General features: G+C 51.9%; 14 protein-coding genes. 3 read left to right on the top strand and 11 right to left on the bottom strand.

Annotation, left to right across the window (positions count from 1 at the left end):
* Window positions 1-16: 16 nt before the first annotated feature.
* On the bottom strand, window positions 17-1,162 hold the full coding sequence (locus tag GV764_RS14685) for an SIS domain-containing protein (protein ID WP_161660793.1): 1,146 nt from the start codon (window positions 1,160-1,162) through the stop codon (window positions 17-19).
* Between GV764_RS14685 and GV764_RS14680 the strand changes: the two genes are divergently transcribed.
* On the top strand, window positions 1,161-1,994 hold the full coding sequence (locus GV764_RS14680; protein ID WP_161660792.1) for a GntR family transcriptional regulator: 834 nt from the start codon (window positions 1,161-1,163) through the stop codon (window positions 1,992-1,994). The genes GV764_RS14685 and GV764_RS14680 overlap by 2 nt on opposite strands.
* Here the strand turns inward: GV764_RS14680 and GV764_RS14675 are convergent.
* Both GV764_RS14675 and celB read right to left on the bottom strand, forming a co-directional pair.
* Complete coding sequence (locus tag GV764_RS14675) at window positions 1,971-3,284, bottom strand: 6-phospho-beta-glucosidase (RefSeq protein ID WP_161660791.1); 1,314 nt, start codon at window positions 3,282-3,284, stop codon at window positions 1,971-1,973. The genes GV764_RS14680 and GV764_RS14675 overlap by 24 nt on opposite strands.
* A 14-nt stretch (window positions 3,285-3,298) precedes the next feature.
* Window positions 3,299-4,624: a PTS cellobiose transporter subunit IIC gene (celB, locus tag GV764_RS14670; protein ID WP_161660790.1), complete on the bottom strand. Its 1,326-nt coding sequence runs from the start codon at window positions 4,622-4,624 to the stop codon at window positions 3,299-3,301.
* Between the two features lie 194 nt (window positions 4,625-4,818).
* Here celB and GV764_RS14665 point away from each other — a divergent pair, with 194 nt between their 5' ends.
* On the top strand, window positions 4,819-5,124 hold the full coding sequence (locus GV764_RS14665) for a PTS sugar transporter subunit IIB (protein WP_161660789.1): 306 nt from the start codon (window positions 4,819-4,821) through the stop codon (window positions 5,122-5,124).
* A gap of 2 nt (window positions 5,125-5,126) precedes the next feature.
* Window positions 5,127-5,444 carry a PTS lactose/cellobiose transporter subunit IIA gene (locus tag GV764_RS14660; protein WP_161660788.1) on the top strand — a complete coding sequence of 106 codons (318 nt, stop codon included), beginning with the start codon at window positions 5,127-5,129 and terminating at the stop codon, window positions 5,442-5,444.
* A 56-nt stretch (window positions 5,445-5,500) separates the two neighbouring features.
* Here the strand turns inward: GV764_RS14660 and rpoC are convergent, their stop codons facing one another.
* From rpoC to secE, 8 genes are all read right to left on the bottom strand, one after another.
* On the bottom strand, window positions 5,501-9,724 hold the full coding sequence (gene rpoC / locus GV764_RS14655) for a DNA-directed RNA polymerase subunit beta' (protein WP_161660787.1): 4,224 nt from the start codon (window positions 9,722-9,724) through the stop codon (window positions 5,501-5,503).
* A 76-nt stretch (window positions 9,725-9,800) separates the two neighbouring features.
* Window positions 9,801-13,829 (bottom strand): DNA-directed RNA polymerase subunit beta, encoded by a 4,029-nt coding sequence (rpoB, locus tag GV764_RS14650; protein WP_161660786.1) that lies wholly within the window; start codon window positions 13,827-13,829, stop codon window positions 9,801-9,803.
* Window positions 13,830-14,149: 320 nt separating this feature from the next.
* Window positions 14,150-14,515, bottom strand: coding sequence for a 50S ribosomal protein L7/L12 (gene rplL, locus GV764_RS14645; RefSeq protein ID WP_002884142.1), 366 nt, complete (start codon window positions 14,513-14,515; stop codon window positions 14,150-14,152).
* 66 nt (window positions 14,516-14,581) lie between these two features.
* Window positions 14,582-15,079, bottom strand: coding sequence for a 50S ribosomal protein L10 (gene rplJ, locus GV764_RS14640; RefSeq protein WP_001207203.1), 498 nt, complete (start codon window positions 15,077-15,079; stop codon window positions 14,582-14,584).
* Window positions 15,080-15,435: 356 nt separating this feature from the next.
* Window positions 15,436-16,140 carry a 50S ribosomal protein L1 gene (gene rplA, locus GV764_RS14635; protein WP_161660785.1) on the bottom strand — a complete coding sequence of 235 codons (705 nt, stop codon included), beginning with the start codon at window positions 16,138-16,140 and terminating at the stop codon, window positions 15,436-15,438.
* Between the two features lie 3 nt (window positions 16,141-16,143).
* Entirely contained in the window at window positions 16,144-16,572 is a 429-nt protein-coding gene (gene rplK / locus GV764_RS14630; protein WP_002438627.1) for a 50S ribosomal protein L11, read from the bottom strand.
* 153 nt (window positions 16,573-16,725) lie between these two features.
* Window positions 16,726-17,271, bottom strand: a complete 546-nt coding sequence (gene nusG, locus GV764_RS14625) for a transcription termination/antitermination protein NusG (RefSeq protein WP_125295710.1) — start codon at window positions 17,269-17,271, stop codon at window positions 16,726-16,728.
* Between the two features lies 1 nt (window position 17,272).
* Window positions 17,273-17,656, bottom strand: coding sequence for a preprotein translocase subunit SecE (gene secE, locus GV764_RS14620; protein ID WP_002438629.1), 384 nt, complete (start codon window positions 17,654-17,656; stop codon window positions 17,273-17,275).
* Window positions 17,657-17,974: the final 318 nt, after the last annotated feature.

The following is a 17,974-nucleotide window of genomic DNA, read 5'->3' as shown; positions in this document are numbered from 1 at the left end:
AACCGCCCCGCTACTATTAATACACGGTGACATTCGCCACTTTGGCGACTTTACCGTCACGCGAAGGCATATCCGGCGTGACGCCAAGCTCAATCGCGCAATAGAGCCCGGCCAGCTGGGCAAAGAGTACATACAGCATGGCAGCCCATGTTTCATGGAAATCAGCCAGTTCCGGGCAGGCAAAATGGAAGTAGCGATCGGCGACCTGGGCGTGGTCCGGCAGCGCATCATGACCAATAGCAACAATTTGCGCCAGCGGGCTTCTTTCACGCCTTAATTCCACCAGCATATCTTTGTCATAACGGTGAATATCAGAGTTCGCGGCCATGTACCCCACCACCGTCGCGTCGCGGTTGATGATTAATTTAGGGCCATGGCGAAACTCCAGCATGGAATGCCAGGCCGTCATCACCTGTCCGTTGCCCATTTCCAACAGTTTCAGGCTGGATTCACAGGCAATCGCTTTTAACGATAATGCGCCTAACGCGACCACGTTATTACGCCGACCGGCCGCCCACTGTTCAATACCCGCCGCTTCATGTTCAAAGAAGTATCTCGCGCCGCGTTGCAGCAGCGGTAATATTCTCTCCGCCTGGTGCCATTGTTCCGGCGCCAGCAGCAGCATCGTATACCACATGGGTAGCGTGAATTCAGATGTTGCGGCGAAACTTCCGTTAGACGTGCCTTCCGGCGCAGGGATAAACACGCTGGTTTGGGTGTGGTTAGCCAGCTTCGCCAGCCTGCTGGATGGGTTATTAGTGATAGCGATATAAGGCGTCTGCGGCGCGGCGGATAATATTTGCTCCGTGACGCTTACCGTTTCCGGGGTATTGCCGGAACTGCTCACCGATACCAGCACAATATCGGAAGGTACGCGGTGCGGTTGCAGAATGAAATCCGTGGCGGGAACGATCTCGACAGGCCGGGAAACAACGCTTCGCAACCAGTTAGCCGCCGCCTGCGCAGCGAGCAACGACGAGCCCGCGCCGGTAATCAGTATCCTGTTAGCCGGTGGGCAGGCTTGCCAGAATGCGGCAATTGCTGCCTGCTGCTGTTTAACCCGCTCCAGTCCTTCTTGCCACAGACGGGGTTGATTAAGAATAGCGTTAACCGTCAGATGAGCGCCTTTTTGCTGCCAGTATGCTTCATTATGATTTAACATGATTATTTTCCATCCATTACTGAATTTGCGCCGTGCCGGAACGGAAGCGTTGCCTGCCGACAGTTGCGTGATCCTTACAGGGAAAGCCATGAAACCGTTGTACATCCTTATCCGCGATACCCTGAAACGTGACATCCACAGCCAGAAGTATCAGGTGGGCTCTCTCATCCCTTCTGAACGTGAGCTGGCTGAGAAATACCAGGTCACGCGCGCCACCGTGCAAAAAGCCATCGCGCAACTGGAACAGGAAGGGCTGGTAAAAAAGATCGTCGGTAAAGGGACCTATGTTAACCGTGCGGTTTCACAGCCAACCTACCTACTTAATCCTGGCGTTGAGGGCAGCTCGCTTGGCGTCACTCATGAATTACGCGGCAAAGTCTCTATCACCAGTCGTCTTGTCTATCATGTCCATCAACCGGCAGGAGAATTATTGAATAGCCACTTCGGCGTGCCGGAAAATGAACCTGTACACGCTATTCGCCGGGTCAGGCTGTTTGATAATGTCCCGGTCATGATTGAGGACAGCTATATACCGCTGGCGATCGTTAACGTTATTGATGACGAAATCCTTCAGAATCATTCTCTGTATGCTTTTATCGAACAAAAATGCGGCCAGAAAATTGGCGGTTCCGATGCGCTGGTCAGCGCCAGTTTGTTTGATAAGGAAATGGCCGCGCTGCTGGAAATCACGGCCAACTCACCGATGTTGCATATTAAAGAAAGCAGCTGGCTTGAGGACGGTACGGTATTTAACTACTCGTGGAGTTATAACCGTGGAGACCTGTTCCGCATGCGCAGCCGAAAGTCATTATTCCCGAAAAAACTGGGGTAAATACTCGCGATGCGCTTCCAGCAATTCATCCAGTACCACTTTGGCGACTTTGCCTGACGGCACCAGCGGATTCAGCGTTAACGCCTGTAACGCTGCACCGTAATCCCCGGTCACGGCGGCCTCCACTGCCATTTCTTCCCAGGCTTTCATTAGCGACACCAGTCCGCAGACCGTCGCGGGTAGCGGATCGTTATTCAATGGGATCGCCCCATAGCGGCCAATCACACAGGTCGTTTCAATTGCCACATCATCAGGTAAAGAGCGGATAGCGCCGTTATTGCGGATATTTACCGTCATCAACATATTCTTGTCATTGTGAATAGCGCTAATTAATTCACATGCCGCCTCGGAATAATAAGCGCCGCCGCGCAGTTCCAGCTGTTTGGGTTTTTCATGGAGCGATGGATTTTTATATAGCTCAAACAGCTCATGCTCAACTTTCTGAACCACTTCACCCCGCGTACCGTGTTCGGCGAATTCCTTCAGTTGAGTTTCCAGCACATCGCTGGTGGCATAGTAATATTGATGATAAGGGCACGGGATCACGCCCAGATGTTGAATTTGCGCCTGCAACCAGGGAATGTCAGGAATATTTTTCGGTTTGTGCGCGCTATCATATCGAAGATTTCTGAGTACCTCCGGCATGACATCTTTTCCGTCCATATAGACATGGGTGCCGTAGAGGAAATGATTCAGCCCTGTGAGATGCAGTAAAAAGCGTGACTTATCAACGCCGAGGATCTCCGCCACCATGCGCTGCATCGACTGGGATAAATTGCACAGACCGATGCACTTTATTTTACTGTGCTTAAGCACGGCTTCCGTTACGATGCCGCTGGGATTAGTGAAGTTGATTAACCAGGCGTCCGGGCAGAGCTCTTCCATGTCGCGACAGATATCCAGAATTACCGGGATAGTACGCAAAGCCTTAGCAAACCCGCCTGCCCCGTTAGTTTCCTGGCCAATTAAGCCATGAGAAAGGGGGATGCGCTCATCTTTGATACGCGCATCCAACTGGCCCACGCGCAGCTGAGTAGTGACGAAATCAGCGTTTTTTAGCGCCTCGCGGCGGTTTAGCGTTAAATAGATCTGGCAATCAATACCTGCTGCTTCAACCATGCGTTTCGCCAGGTTGCCAACGACCTCAAGCTTTTCGCGCCCGGCTTCCACGTCTACCAACCAAATTTCTTTGACTGGCATTTCGCTGTAACGCTGGATAAACCCTTCGATAATCTCCGGCGTATAAGAACTCCCGCCGCCAATAGTGACAATCTTTAATTTCTTACTCATATCCTGATCCTTTTTTATTCGGTAGCGAGGGGCTGAACGGCAGTTAAGGAGTCATCTACCGCATTTTCTTCGCGCAAATATTGCTTATCTAACGCCATGACGAAGGGATAATAAATCGTCATGGCGACAGCCAAATTAATTGCCTGAAACAGCATGCCTTTCCAGCCACAAATCAGAAATCCACTGATAAAGATGGGCGTTGTCCAGGGTATTTCCAGACCCGACGTTAATGGCAACAGACCGAAACTCATCGCGCTGTAGGTAATGACACACAACACCACCGGAACAATAATAAAAGGAATAAATAAAACGGGATTTAATGCAATAGGCACGCCAAAGATAATCGGCTCATTAATATTAAAGATGGCAGCCGGAGACGCCAGCTTAGCTATTTCGCGCATCCTTTTACTTTTTGCTCTGAAAAGCATCACCAGCAACATTGCCAGCGTAAACCCCGTACCGCCACAGATAAGAAACACATCGCGGAATTGTTGCGTGATGATATTCACGGGCGGTAAGCCTTGCTTCATCGCCTGCATATTTTCCAGCGTTAATGAACGCCAGATCGGCCCCATAATGGCGGTAACAATTGAGTCGCCATGCAGGCCAAAAAACCAGAAGAAACTGACAAAGAACTCAGCGACCATTTGTGATGGCAGCGTATTACCCAGCTCCATCATCGGCGCTTGCAGCACTTTGAATATCATCTCCTGAGCAGTGCCAAAAGGCGTAACTTCAAAGACTAAACGCGCCAGCCAAAACAACACCACAATCATGAATGAAGGGATCAGCGAACTAAAGCTGTTGGCGACTGCTGGCGGAACGCTGGAGGGCATTTGGATCGTTAAACGCGGATGATTGAACAGCCGATATAAACGCACCGCGATTATTGTTACGATCAGTGATAAGAATAAGCCCTGGGCACCCAGTGCCGAAACAGGAATGACATCGCTGACCACACCATTTTCAACGGGCGCTCTGAACGGCGTAACAATTAAAAAACTCACCAGCGAGATTAACGCACATGAGATTTCATTAAGCTGCCACCTTTTCGCTAAGCTCACGCTGGTACTTACCACCACTAACAGCGCCATGATGGAATATGTTGCGTCGAGCACATAATTTAAACGGCCAATGAATTTCTCGCCAAAGCAGCGAATAATAAATTCGTTGTAGCCAGGAACAGGTAAGTTGGCAATAAGTAAGAAAAAAGAACCAATAATCAAAAAGGGCATGATACGAATAAAGCCATCTTTGATGGCTGAGAGATAGTCATTCCCTTCAATTTTCATTGCCAGCGGCAATATTTTTCTTTCCATCAATTCAGTGAAATTATTCATATGAATTCCCGGTCAATTATTTGTCGTTAAGTGGTATATACCACTTCATTTGAGACTAAGCGTGTGTTCATGCACTGTCAATCCTGCATTTCTGTTTTGTGATAACTCACGCATATTCGAATTATTCAGGTTGTTACCGACAAGCGGCAGGGATAATTATCATATTAATAATCAGGAAACAGTGGATACGACTTATGAAGAATATCGTTTTGTGCTGTGCTGCCGGGATGTCCACCAGCATGTTAGTGCAACGCATGAAGGATGCGGCGCAGAAGAAAGGCATTGAAGTGTCGATTAAAGCAGTACCCGTCGCCGAGTTTAAAGAGAATCTCGACAGCGCAGATATCATTTTACTCGGCCCGCAGGTGAAATACGAACAGGCGAAACTGCAGGCGCTTGCCGATCCACAGGGTAAAAAAGTCGCGGTAATCGATATGATGGATTACGGCATGATGAAGGGCGACGCGGTGCTGGAGAAAGCGCTGAAGCTGATGGAGTAAACATGGACGATTTGGAAAGCATTATTATGGAGCTATTAGTCAATGCGGGCGCGGCGCGCAGCGAGGCATTAAGCGCGCTACGATTAGCCAGAAGCAATGACTTCAGGGGTGCCGAACAGGCGATGGCGCAATCACGCGAATTTGTTAAGGTGGCCCATAAAATCCAAACCCAGCTAATCGGGATGGATGAGGGATCCGGCAAGCTGCCGGTGAATCTGATTACCGTGCATTCTCAGGACCATTTGATGAATGCGATGGTGATTCAGGATTTGGCGGAGGATTTAATCGAGCTTTACCGACGACTACCACCAGCAAACTGATTTATTGCAGCCATAAAAAAACCCGCCGAAGCGGGTTTTTTATTAGCTGAGCACGATTACTCGTTATCAGAACCACCCAGACCTGCGTTCAGCAGTTCTGCGAGGCTGGCAGTTGCGTCTTCTGCCGTCACCTGTGGTGCAGCCGGGAGTTCCCCCGCAGCACGGCGACGCATACGATCCTGGTGGTACGCATAACCGGTACCCGCCGGGATCAGACGACCCACGATCACGTTCTCTTTCAGGCCGCGCAGTTCGTCGCGTTTACCCGCAACCGCTGCTTCGGTCAGCACACGAGTGGTCTCCTGGAACGATGCCGCGGAGATGAAGGACTCGGTTGCCAGAGAGGCTTTAGTGATACCCAGCAGATCGCGCGCGTAAGTCACGCCAATCTTACCGTTCGCTTCCAGTTCGCGGTTAGCGATCTTGATGCGGGAGTATTCAGCCTGCTCGCCTTCCAGGAAGTCGGAGCTGCCTGCATTCACGATGGTTGCTTTACGCAGCATCTGACGAACGATAACTTCGATGTGCTTATCGTTGATCTTAACGCCCTGCAGACGGTAAACGTCCTGCACTTCGTTAGTGATGTAACGCGTCACAGCATGGACGCCACGCAGACGCAGAATGTCGTGCGGCGCTTCCGGGCCGTCAGACACTACGTCGCCGCGTTCAACGCGTTCACCTTCGAACACGTTGAGCTGACGCCATTTCGGAATCATCTCTTCGTACGGATCGCTACCATCAACCGGCGTGATCACCAGACGGCGTTTGCCTTTGGTTTCTTTACCGAAGGAAATGATACCGCTGATTTCCGCCAGGATTGCCGGCTCTTTCGGACGACGTGCTTCGAACAGATCCGCAACGCGCGGCAGACCACCGGTGATATCTTTAGTACCACTGGATTCCTGCGGAATACGCGCCAGAGCATCACCCGCACCGATCTGAATGCCGTCTTCCAGTTGAACGATCGCTTTACCCGGCAGGAAGTACTGCGCAGGCATATCGGTACCCGGGATCAGAACATCATTACCCTGACCATCAACGATTTTCAGAGCAGGACGCAGATCTTTACCACCCGCAGTACGTTCAGCAGAATCCAGAACCACCAGAGAAGACAGACCGGTCAGCTCGTCAGTCTGACGAGTAATGGTCTGGCCGTCGATCATGTCCGTGAAGCGGATAAAACCACTGACTTCGGTGATAACCGGCATGGTGTGCGGGTCCCAGTTTGCAACGGTTTCACCGCCAGCAACCTGCTCGCCGTCACCTTTCGCCATAACGGCACCGTAAGGCACTTTATAGCTCTCTTTGGTACGACCGAATTCGTCGATCAGCTTCAGCTCGGTGTTACGAGAGGTTACAACCAGCTTGCCTGCGGAGTTAACAACCGACTTCGCGTTGCTGAGCTTGATGCTACCTTTGTTTTTCACCTGGATGCTGGATTCAGCAGCCGCACGCGATGCCGCACCACCGATGTGGAACGTACGCATCGTCAGCTGTGTACCCGGCTCACCGATGGACTGTGCCGCGATAACGCCGATAGCTTCACCTTTGTTGATGATGTGGCCACGCGCCAGGTCACGACCATAGCAGTGCGCACATACACCAAAGTCGGTGTCGCAGGATACAACCGAGCGAACTTTCACTGAGTCAACAGAGTTTGCTTCTAACACGTCACACCACTGTTCGTGGAGCAGCGTATTACGCGGCACCAGGATGTCAGCAGTGCCCGGCTTCAGCACGTCTTCCGCAGTGACACGGCCCAGAACGCGGTCACGCAGCGGCTCTTTAACATCGCCACCCTCGATAACCGGGGTCATCATGATACCTTCGTGGGTACCACAATCGTCTTCGGTCACCACCAGGTCCTGCGCCACGTCAACCAGACGACGCGTCAGGTAACCGGAGTTCGCGGTTTTCAGTGCGGTATCCGCCAGACCTTTACGCGCACCGTGCGTGGAGATGAAGTACTGGAGTACGTTCAGACCTTCACGGAAGTTCGCGGTGATCGGCGTTTCGATGATGGAGCCATCCGGCTTCGCCATCAGACCACGCATACCTGCCAGCTGACGAATCTGTGCAGCAGAACCACGCGCACCGGAGTCGGCCATCATGTAGATGCTGTTGAAGGAAACCTGCTGCTCTTCTTCGCCGTTACGGTTAATAACGGTTTCAGTTTGCAGGTTATCCATCATCGCTTTGGAGACGCGATCGTTCGCCGCAGCCCAGATATCGATAACTTTGTTATAGCGTTCGCCCGCGGTAACCAGACCAGACTGGAACTGTTCCTGAATCTCAGCCACTTCGGCTTCCGCTTCGGAGATGATCTCGTGTTTCTTCTCCGGGATAACCATGTCGTCGATACCTACGGACGCACCTGAGCGCGCTGCATAGGCAAAACCGGTATACATGGTCTGGTCAGCAAAAATTACGGTCGGCTTCAGGCCCAGAATGCGGTAACAGGTGTTCAGCATTTTGGAGATCGCTTTCTTGCCCAGCGCCTGGTTGACGATGGAGAAAGGCAGACCTTTCGGCACGATCATCCACAGGATCGCACGGCCAACGGTCGTATCGATCAGGCTGGTTTTCGCAACGAATTCGCCGTTAGCGTCTTTTTCATATTCAGTGATACGCACTTTAACGCGCGCATGCAGAGAGGCCAGGCCAGCGCGATAAATACGCTCAGCTTCTTTCGGGCCCGTCAGCACCATGCCTTCGCCTTTGGCGTTAACACTGTCGCGGGTCATGTAGTACAGACCCAGTACAACGTCCTGAGACGGAACGATGATTGGCTCGCCGTTCGCCGGAGACAGAATGTTGTTGGTCGACATCATCAGCGCACGCGCTTCGAGCTGGGCTTCCAGCGTCAGCGGTACGTGAACAGCCATCTGGTCACCATCGAAGTCGGCGTTATAGGCCGCACACACCAGCGGGTGCAGCTGGATTGCTTTACCTTCGATCAGAACCGGTTCGAACGCCTGAATACCCAGACGGTGCAGGGTTGGCGCACGGTTCAGCAGTACCGGGTGTTCGCGGATCACTTCGTCCAGGATATCCCAAACGACCGCTTCTTCACGCTCAACCATTTTCTTGGCGGCTTTGATGGTGGTGGCGAGGCCACGCAGTTCCAGCTTGCCGTAGATGAACGGTTTGAACAGCTCCAGCGCCATTTTCTTCGGCAGACCGCACTGATGCAGACGCAGGTATGGACCTACGGTGATAACAGAACGACCGGAGTAGTCAACACGCTTACCGAGCAGGTTCTGACGGAAACGACCCTGTTTACCTTTGATCATATCGGCCAAAGATTTCAGAGGACGCTTGTTGGAACCGGTGATCGCACGACCGCGACGGCCGTTATCCAGCAGGGCGTCAACCGCTTCCTGCAGCATACGTTTTTCGTTGCGTACGATAATGTCCGGCGCCGCCAGATCCAGCAGACGTTTCAGACGGTTGTTACGGTTGATCACGCGACGATACAGATCGTTCAGATCGGACGTTGCGAAACGACCGCCGTCCAGCGGTACCAGCGGGCGCAGATCTGGCGGCAGAACCGGCAGAACGGTCAGGATCATCCACTCCGGCTTGTTGCCAGACTGAACGAACGCTTCCAGCAGCTTGATACGCTTGGTCAGCTTTTTACGTTTGGTTTCGGAGTTGGTTTCGTTCAACTCTTCGCGCAGCTGTTCGCACTCCTGCTCCAGGTCCATGCTTTTCAGCAGAGCCTGAATAGCTTCGGCGCCCATCTTCGCGTCAAATTCGTCACCGAACTCTTCCAGCGCGTCCAGGTACTGTTCTTCGGTCAGGATCTGGCTACGTTCGAGGTTGGTCATGCCACCTTCGATAACCACATAAGATTCGAAGTACAGAACACGTTCGATATCGCGCAGCGGCATATCCAGCAGCAGGCCGATACGGGACGGCAGCGATTTCAGGAACCAAATGTGCGCAGTCGGAGAGGCCAGTTCGATGTGACCCATACGCTCACGGCGCACTTTAGTCTGGGTGACTTCAACGCCGCACTTCTCACAAATCACACCACGGTGTTTCAGGCGCTTGTACTTACCGCACAGGCACTCGTAGTCTTTTACTGGCCCGAAAATACGCGCACAGAAAAGGCCGTCACGTTCAGGTTTGAACGTACGGTAGTTGATGGTTTCCGGCTTCTTAACTTCACCGAACGACCATGAACGGATCATGTCTGGCGAGGCCAGAGCAATTTTGATCGCATCAAACTCTTCGGTTTTAGTCTGCGCTTTCAGAAACTTTAATAAATCTTTCACGGATTGGCTCCCGTCGGAGTTAGCACAATCTGCCGCCAGGTTTTACCCTGGCAGCAGTGACCTGTTTGAGCGAGAGTTACTCGTCTTCCAGCTCGATATTGATACCCAGCGAACGAATCTCTTTCAACAGTACGTTGAAGGATTCCGGCATGCCCGGTTCCATCTGATGGTTGCCATCCACGATGTTCTTATACATCTTGGTACGGCCGTTCACGTCATCAGACTTAACGGTCAGCATTTCCTGCAGAGTGTAAGCAGCGCCGTATGCTTCCAGTGCCCACACTTCCATCTCCCCGAAGCGCTGACCACCGAACTGCGCCTTACCACCCAGCGGCTGCTGAGTAACCAGGCTGTAAGAACCGGTGGAACGGGCGTGCATTTTGTCATCAACCAGGTGGTTCAGTTTCAGCATGTACATGTAGCCAACGGTAACCTGGCGCTCGAATTGCTCACCGGTGCGACCGTCGAACAGCGTGATCTGACCGGAAGTCGGCAGGCCACCCAGCTGTAACAGTTCCTTGATTTCAGACTCTTTCGCACCGTCGAAGACCGGCGTTGCAATCGGCATACCTTTACGCAGGTTCTCAGCCAGACGCAGCACTTCTTCATCGCTGAAGGTATTCAGGTCTACTTTCTGGCAAACGTCTGCACCAAGGTCATACGCTTTCTGGATGAATTCGCGCAGTTTGGCGACTTCCTGCTGCTGTTTCAGCATGGCGTTGATCTTATCGCCGATACCTTTCGCAGCCATACCCAGGTGGGTTTCCAGAATCTGACCGATGTTCATACGAGACGGTACGCCCAGCGGGTTCAGTACGATGTCTACCGGCGTACCGTTTTCATCGTAAGGCATATCTTCGATCGGGTTGATCTTGGAGATAACACCTTTGTTACCGTGGCGGCCTGCCATTTTGTCACCCGGCTGAATCTGACGTTTAACAGCCAGATACACTTTCACGATTTTCAGCACGCCCGGTGCCAGATCATCGCCCTGAGTGATTTTGCGGCGCTTAGCTTCGAGTTTTTTCTCAAACTCGTGCTTCAGCTCGTCGTACTGCTCGGCCAACTGCTCAAGCTGATTCTGTTTCTCTTCGTCGGTCAGGCCCAGTTCCAGCCAGCGATCGCGGGACAGTTTGTCGAGCTTCTCAGCTTCAACGCCGCCGGCAACCAGCACAGCATAGATACGACCAAACAGGCCGGCTTCGAGGATCTGCAGTTCTTCAGACAGGTCTTTCTTAGCCTGCTTGAGCTGCATCTCTTCGATTTCCAGGGCACGTTTGTCTTTTTCCACGCCATCGCGGGTAAAGACCTGAACGTCGATAACCGTACCGGAAACACCGTTTGGTACGCGCAGAGAAGAGTCTTTAACGTCAGACGCTTTCTCACCGAAGATCGCACGCAACAGTTTCTCTTCCGGCGTCAGCTGGGTTTCACCTTTCGGCGTTACCTTACCCACCAGAATGTCGCCGCCGGTCACTTCAGCACCGATGTAAACAATACCGGATTCATCCAGTTTGGAGAGCGCAGCTTCACCCACGTTCGGGATGTCAGCGGTGATCTCTTCCGGCCCCAGCTTGGTGTCACGGGACACGCACGCCAGTTCCTGAATATGGATGGTCGTGAAACGGTCTTCCTGAACCACACGCTCGGAAACGAGGATGGAGTCTTCGAAGTTGTAACCATTCCACGGCATGAACGCGACGCGCATGTTCTGACCCAGCGCCAGTTCACCGAGGTCGGTAGACGGGCCGTCTGCCAGCACGTCGCCGCGCTCAACCGGCTCACCCAGGGACACGCACGGCATCTGGTTGATGCAGGTGTTCTGGTTAGAACGGGTGTACTTGGTCAGGTTATAGATGTCGATACCTGCTTCGCCCGGGTACATCTCGTCTTCGTTAACTTTGATAACGATACGGGACGCATCCACGTACTGAACGGTACCGCCACGTTTAGCTACGGCGGTTACGCCGGAGTCAACGGCAACAGCACGTTCCATACCGGTACCTACCAGCGGCTTATCAGCGCGCAGAGTCGGGACCGCCTGACGTTGCATGTTCGCACCCATCAATGCACGGTTGGCGTCATCGTGTTCCAGGAACGGGATCAGGGACGCACCGACGGAAACCACCTGCTGGGTGGAAACGTCCATGTAGTCAACCTGGTCGTTGCTGAACAAGCTGGATTCGCCTTTGCTACGGCAAGTCACCAGATCGTCGACGAAACGGCCTTCTTCAGTCAGGTTGGTGTTCGCCTGCGCGATCACGTAGTTACCTTCTTCGATAGCGGAGAGGTAATGGATCTCGTCAGTCACCACGCCATCAACAACGCGACGATACGGGGTTTCCAGGAAGCCGTATTCGTTAGTCTGCGCGTACACAGACAGGGAGTTGATCAGACCGATGTTCGGACCTTCAGGGGTTTCGATAGGACATACACGACCGTAGTGGGTTGGGTGTACGTCACGCACTTCAAAGCCCGCACGTTCGCGAGTCAGACCGCCCGGGCCGAGTGCAGAGATACGGCGCTTGTGCGTAATCTCAGACAGCGGGTTGTTCTGGTCCATAAACTGAGACAGCTGGCTGGAACCAAAGAACTCTTTCACTGCCGCAGAGATCGGCTTGGCGTTAATCATATCCTGAGGCATCAGGGTATCGAGATCGCCCAGAGACAGACGCTCTTTCACCGCACGCTCAACACGTACCAGGCCAACGCGGAACTGGTTTTCCGCCATTTCGCCTACGGAACGGATACGACGGTTGCCGAGGTGGTCGATATCATCCACTTCGCCTTTGCCGTTACGGATATCGATGAGCTTCTTCATCACTTCAATGATGTCGTCTTTGCTCAGGATACCGGAACCTTCAATTTCTTCGCGCAGCAGAGAACGGTTGAACTTCATACGGCCAACCGCAGACAGGTCGTAGCGGTCTTCAGAGAAGAACAGGTTCTCAAACAGGCTTTCAGCAGCCTCGCGTGTCGGCGGCTCACCAGGGCGCATCATTCGGTAGATTTCTACCAGCGCGCTCAGACGATCGTTGGTTGGGTCGACGCGTACGGTTTCAGAGATGTACGCACCGTGATCCAGATCGTTGGTAAACAGCGTTTCGATACGCTTGTGGCCGGACTGGCTCAGTTTTGCCAGCAGATCCAGAGAGAGTTCCATGTTCGCTGCGCAAATCAGCTCGCCAGTGGACTCATCAACGTAATCTTTCGCTGACACTTTACCGGCAATGTATTCAACCGGTACTTCGATGTGCTTAATGTCGTCTTTTTCAAGCTGACGAATATGGCGCGCAGTGATACGGCGGCCTTTTTCGACATACACTTTGCCGTCTGCTTCGATATCGAAAGAGGCGGTTTCGCCACGCAGACGCTCCGGGACCAGCTCCATTTGCAGCTTGTTGTCACGGATTTCAAAAATCACTTTTTCAAAGAACAGGTCAAGGATCTGTTCAGTGGTGTAGTTCAGCGCGCGCAGAATGATGGTTGCAGGCAGTTTACGGCGACGGTCGATACGGACAAACAGGTTGTCTTTCGGATCGAACTCGAAGTCCAGCCAGGAACCACGGTAAGGGATAATACGTGCGTTATACAGCACCTTACCTGAGGAGTGAGTTTTACCCTTGTCGCTGTCGAAGAACACACCCGGGCTACGGTGCAACTGAGATACGATAACACGCTCAGTACCGTTGATAACGAAGGTGCCGTTATCGGTCATGAGCGGGATTTCGCCCATGTAGACTTCTTGTTCTTTAATGTCTTTAACGGTGCCTTCCGGCGCTTCGCGCTCGTAGATCACCAGACGCAGTTTGACGCGCAGCGGAGCCGAATAGGTTACGCCACGAATTTGACACTCTTTCACGTCAAAGACGGGTTCGCCAAGACGGTAACTGACGTACTGCAGTTCCGAGTTGCCGCTATAGCTCTTGATCGGGAACACGGAACGGAATGCCGCTTCCAGACCATACTGGCCTTCAGGATCTTGCTCGATAAACTTCTGGAACGAGTCAAGCTGGATAGAAAGGAGATAAGGAATGTCCAGCACTTGCGGACGTTTTCCAAAATCCTTACGAATACGTTTTTTCTCGGTATAGGAGTAAACCATAGGGTTCCTCAGCTCGCTGACAAGTCGACCCACTCTGTCCATTGAATAAGGACAGTTTATGCAACACCATTTTGTTGACCGGAAAATGGAACACTTTCCGCAATGCCTGTTTCTATCACTCTTAAATCATTTCGTTGCGATTTACACAGCGCACCTGCCCTGTCGCAATATATTAAGTCGTCGATAGAAATAACCATTGGGGGAAACCAGTAGATAAATAGTGTGAAAGGCTACTGGCGCCCTGTAGCGCAAAAAGGCTGGTGACCAAAAAGTCACCAGCCATCAGCCTGATTACTCAGGCTGCAACCAGAAAAGTTGGCTTATTTAACTTCAACTTCAGCGCCAGCTTCTTCCAGAGATTTTTTCAGAGCTTCTGCGTCGTCTTTGCTGATGCCTTCTTTCAGAGCGGCCGGAGCGGATTCAACCAGGTCTTTTGCTTCTTTCAGACCCAGGCCAGTCGCGCCACGTACAGCTTTGATTACGGCAACTTTGTTAGCGCCGGCAGCTTTCAGAATTACGTCGAATTCAGTTTTCTCTTCAGCAGCTTCAACCGGGCCAGCAGCAACAGCTACAGCGGCAGCAGCAGAAACACCGAATTTTTCTTCCATTGCAGAAATCAGTTCTACAACGTCCATTACGGACATAGCGGATACTGCTTCAATGATTTGATCTTTAGTGATAGACATTTAAATTGTTCCTGAATATCAGAATAAGTTTATACGTAAGCAGATGCTTTATAAAGAAAACTGCGATTAAGCAGCTTCTTTCGCATCGCGTACAGCAGCCAGAGTACGAACCAGTTTGCCAGCCGAAGCTTCTTTCATGGTTGCCATCAGGCGTGCAATTGCTTCTTCGTAGGTCGGCAGGGTTGCCAGGCGGTCGATTTGGGACGCCGGGATCAACTCACCTTCAAAGGCCGCAGCTTTAACCTCGAATTTTGCATTCGCTTTCGCGAACTCTTTGAACAGACGAGCAGCAGCGCCCGGGTGTTCCATAGAGTATGCAATCAAGGTAGGACCAACAAACGTGTCTTTCAGGCATTCGAATTGAGTGCCTTCAACGACGCGGCGCAGCAGGGTGTTACGAACAACACGCATGTAAACGCCAGCTTCACGACCTGCTTTACGCAGTTCAGTCATTTTATCTACGGTAACGCCACGGGAATCCGCAACAACCGCAGACAGCGCGCCTTTGGCTACTTCGCTGACTTCAGCAACAATCGCTTGTTTGTCTTGAAGATTTAAAGCCATTAGCTTTGCTCCTGGATGTTTGCCGGGGCTCATGCCCCGGAACTCACTTCACTCTTCTCAAAGAAAAGAGCGTCTTAATACGGTGAGCAGAAACAAGCCAAAGAAAACTTTTAAAAAGGTCTTCAGGTTCTGTCACCGTCTACGCAGGAGATTAAGTTTCAGAGAAACACCTGCGGTCTTGGACGGGGCCTGGATAAGGCCAGGCTCCAACCGAAAATTCTGTCTATGCCTTCGCCACTCAAACCGCAGCAGCGTTAGCTGCAATTTGACTAACTCGCATAGCGTTCTGTCTTATTCGACAGAATCGTGGGCGTAAGATTGTAGACAAATCCGCCGCCCACGTAAATAGCGAATTATTAGTTCGCTGATGCGCTCAGACCAGCCTGGTCAACCGCAACACCTGCACCCATGGTGGTGGAGATGCTAACTTTCTTGATGAAAATACCTTTGGCCTGAGACGGTTTTGCTTTTTTCAGCGCAACCAGCAGGGCTTCCAGGTTTTCTTTCAGTTTGTCAGCGTCAAAGTCCACTTTACCGATGGTGGTGTGGATGATGCCGTTTTTGTCGTTACGGTAACGAACCTGACCAGCTTTGGCGTTTTTAACCGCTTCAGCAACGTTCGGAGTTACAGTACCGACTTTCGGATTCGGCATCAGGCCGCGCGGGCCCAGAACCTGGCCCAGCTGGCCAACAACGCGCATTGCATCCGGGGAAGCAATAACAACGTCAAAGTTCATTTCGCCTTTTTTGATCTGCTCAGCCAGATCTTCCATACCTACCAGCTCAGCGCCAGCAGCTTTAGCTGCTTCAGCGTTCGGGCCCTGGGTAAATACAGCAACGCGAACTGAACGGCCAGTACCGTGCGGCAGTACAGTAGCACCACGTACGTTCTGGTCAGATTTACGCGCATCAATGCCGAGGTTAACAGCAACGTCAACGCTTTCTACGAATTTAGCGGTAGCCAGTTCTTTCAGCAGAGAAATAGCTTCGTTGATGTCGTACTGTTTGGTCGCATCAACTTTCTCACGGATCACACGCATGCGCTTGGTCAGTTTAGCCATTTCTTAGTCCTCCACTACCAGGCCCATGGAACGAGCAGTACCTTCGATTGAGCGAGTCATCGCTTCAATGTCGGCACCAGTCATGTCCGCTGCTTTAGTCTGCGCGATTTCCTGCACCTGAGCGCGGGTTACTTTACCCACTTTGTCTTTGTTCGGCTTGCCGGAACCAGACTTGATACCAGCCGCTTTTTTCAGCAGAACTGCTGCCGGCGGAGTTTTGGTAACGAAGGTGAAAGAACGGTCAGCATAAACGGTGATAACAACCGGGATCGGCAGACCTTTTTCGATGGAATCAGTTTTTGCGTTGAACGCTTTGCAGAATTCCATGATGTTCACGCCCTGCTGGCCCAGTGCCGGACCAACTGGCGGACTCGGGTTCGCCATACCAGCTGCTACTTGCAGCTTAACGTAGGCTTGTACTTTCTTAGCCATTCTAAAATCCTCTGATTGGGTAATAGCGCTTCAGTGAAGCTCCCCGTGATAAAATCGTTTTACGGGCAAAGCCCATAAAAACAAAAGGCGCGAAATTGTAGTCCAATCTCGCGCCCTGTGCAACGATTAATCGCTGCTTTTACAACCTGACTGTTAGGCCTTTTCGACCTGAGCAAAGTCCAGTTCGACTGGCGTTGCGCGTCCGAAAATGGATACAGACACTTTCAGGCGGCTTTTCTCGTAATCGACTTCTTCAACAACGCCGTTGAAGTCAGCAAATGGACCATCGCTAACACGAACCATCTCACCCGGTTCAAACAGCGTTTTCGGACGCGGCTTATCACCTACCTGTTGCAGGCGGTTCATAATCGCATCGACTTCTTTATCGCTAATCGGAGCCGGACGATCCGAAGTACCACCGATGAAGCCCATCACACGCGGTACGCTGCGCACTAAGTGCCAGCTCGCATCGTTCATGACCATTTGGACCAGCACATAGCCCGGGAAGAATTTGCGTTCGCTTTTACGACGCTGGCCGCCGCGGATTTCCACAACTTCTTCAGTTGGGACCATCACGTCGCCAAATAACTCTTCCATGTTATGTAATTTGATATGCTCGCGCAGGGAAGTCGCTACGCGGCCTTCAAAACCGGAAAACGCCTGAACGACGTACCAGCGCTTTTTAGGAGCTTCAGACATCTCAGAACCTCAGGCCAGTGATAAAAGAAACCAGGCGGACCAGAATACCATCCAGGCCCCACAGGATCAGTGACATTACAGCAGTAACCGCCGCTACAATTAACGTGGTATGCAATGTTTCCTGGCGAGTTGGCCAAATCACTTTACGGACTTCGGTTCTCGCTTCACGGGCAAACGCCACAGTCGCTTTGCCTTTCGTGGTCAGCAGTGCAACACCGCCCGCTGCCGCAATTAAAATCACCACTGCCAGGGCACGCAACGGCAGGGATATATCACGATAAATGTAGTTGCCTACGATAGCTACGATCAGCAGCACCGCCACGGCGATCCATTTCATCGCTTCCAGGCCGCGCCCACTTCCCTGAGCTTCGGTATTCGCACTCATAAACCAACCTGTCACAATAAATCAGACAAACATTTTTGCCCCGCTACTGCGAGGCAAACCGAACCGAATCGCGTATTTCCACCATTTTTCAATGGTTTACTGAATCAACCAGCATCATGGCGGAGGATAAATGCTTCGGACTAAACGCCCTCTTCAGAGCCTGTCTCAGCAATGATTATGAGAAAGAAATCACTGATGAGCCAGGTTCTGGTTCGAAAGCGTGCAAAAAGGGCATCAAATGATGCCCTTTTCATGCGCATTGCGTCAAATGTTATCAGCGATTAGCCGAGAACTTTAGCAACAACGCCCGCGCCAACG

Origin of the sequence: Atlantibacter hermannii, assembly GCF_009907385.1 — a bacterium.
GTDB lineage: Bacteria > Pseudomonadota > Gammaproteobacteria > Enterobacterales > Enterobacteriaceae > Atlantibacter > Atlantibacter hermannii_A.
The sequence above is the reverse complement of the archived record's forward strand: the minus strand, read 5'-3'. Positions and strand labels throughout refer to the sequence as shown.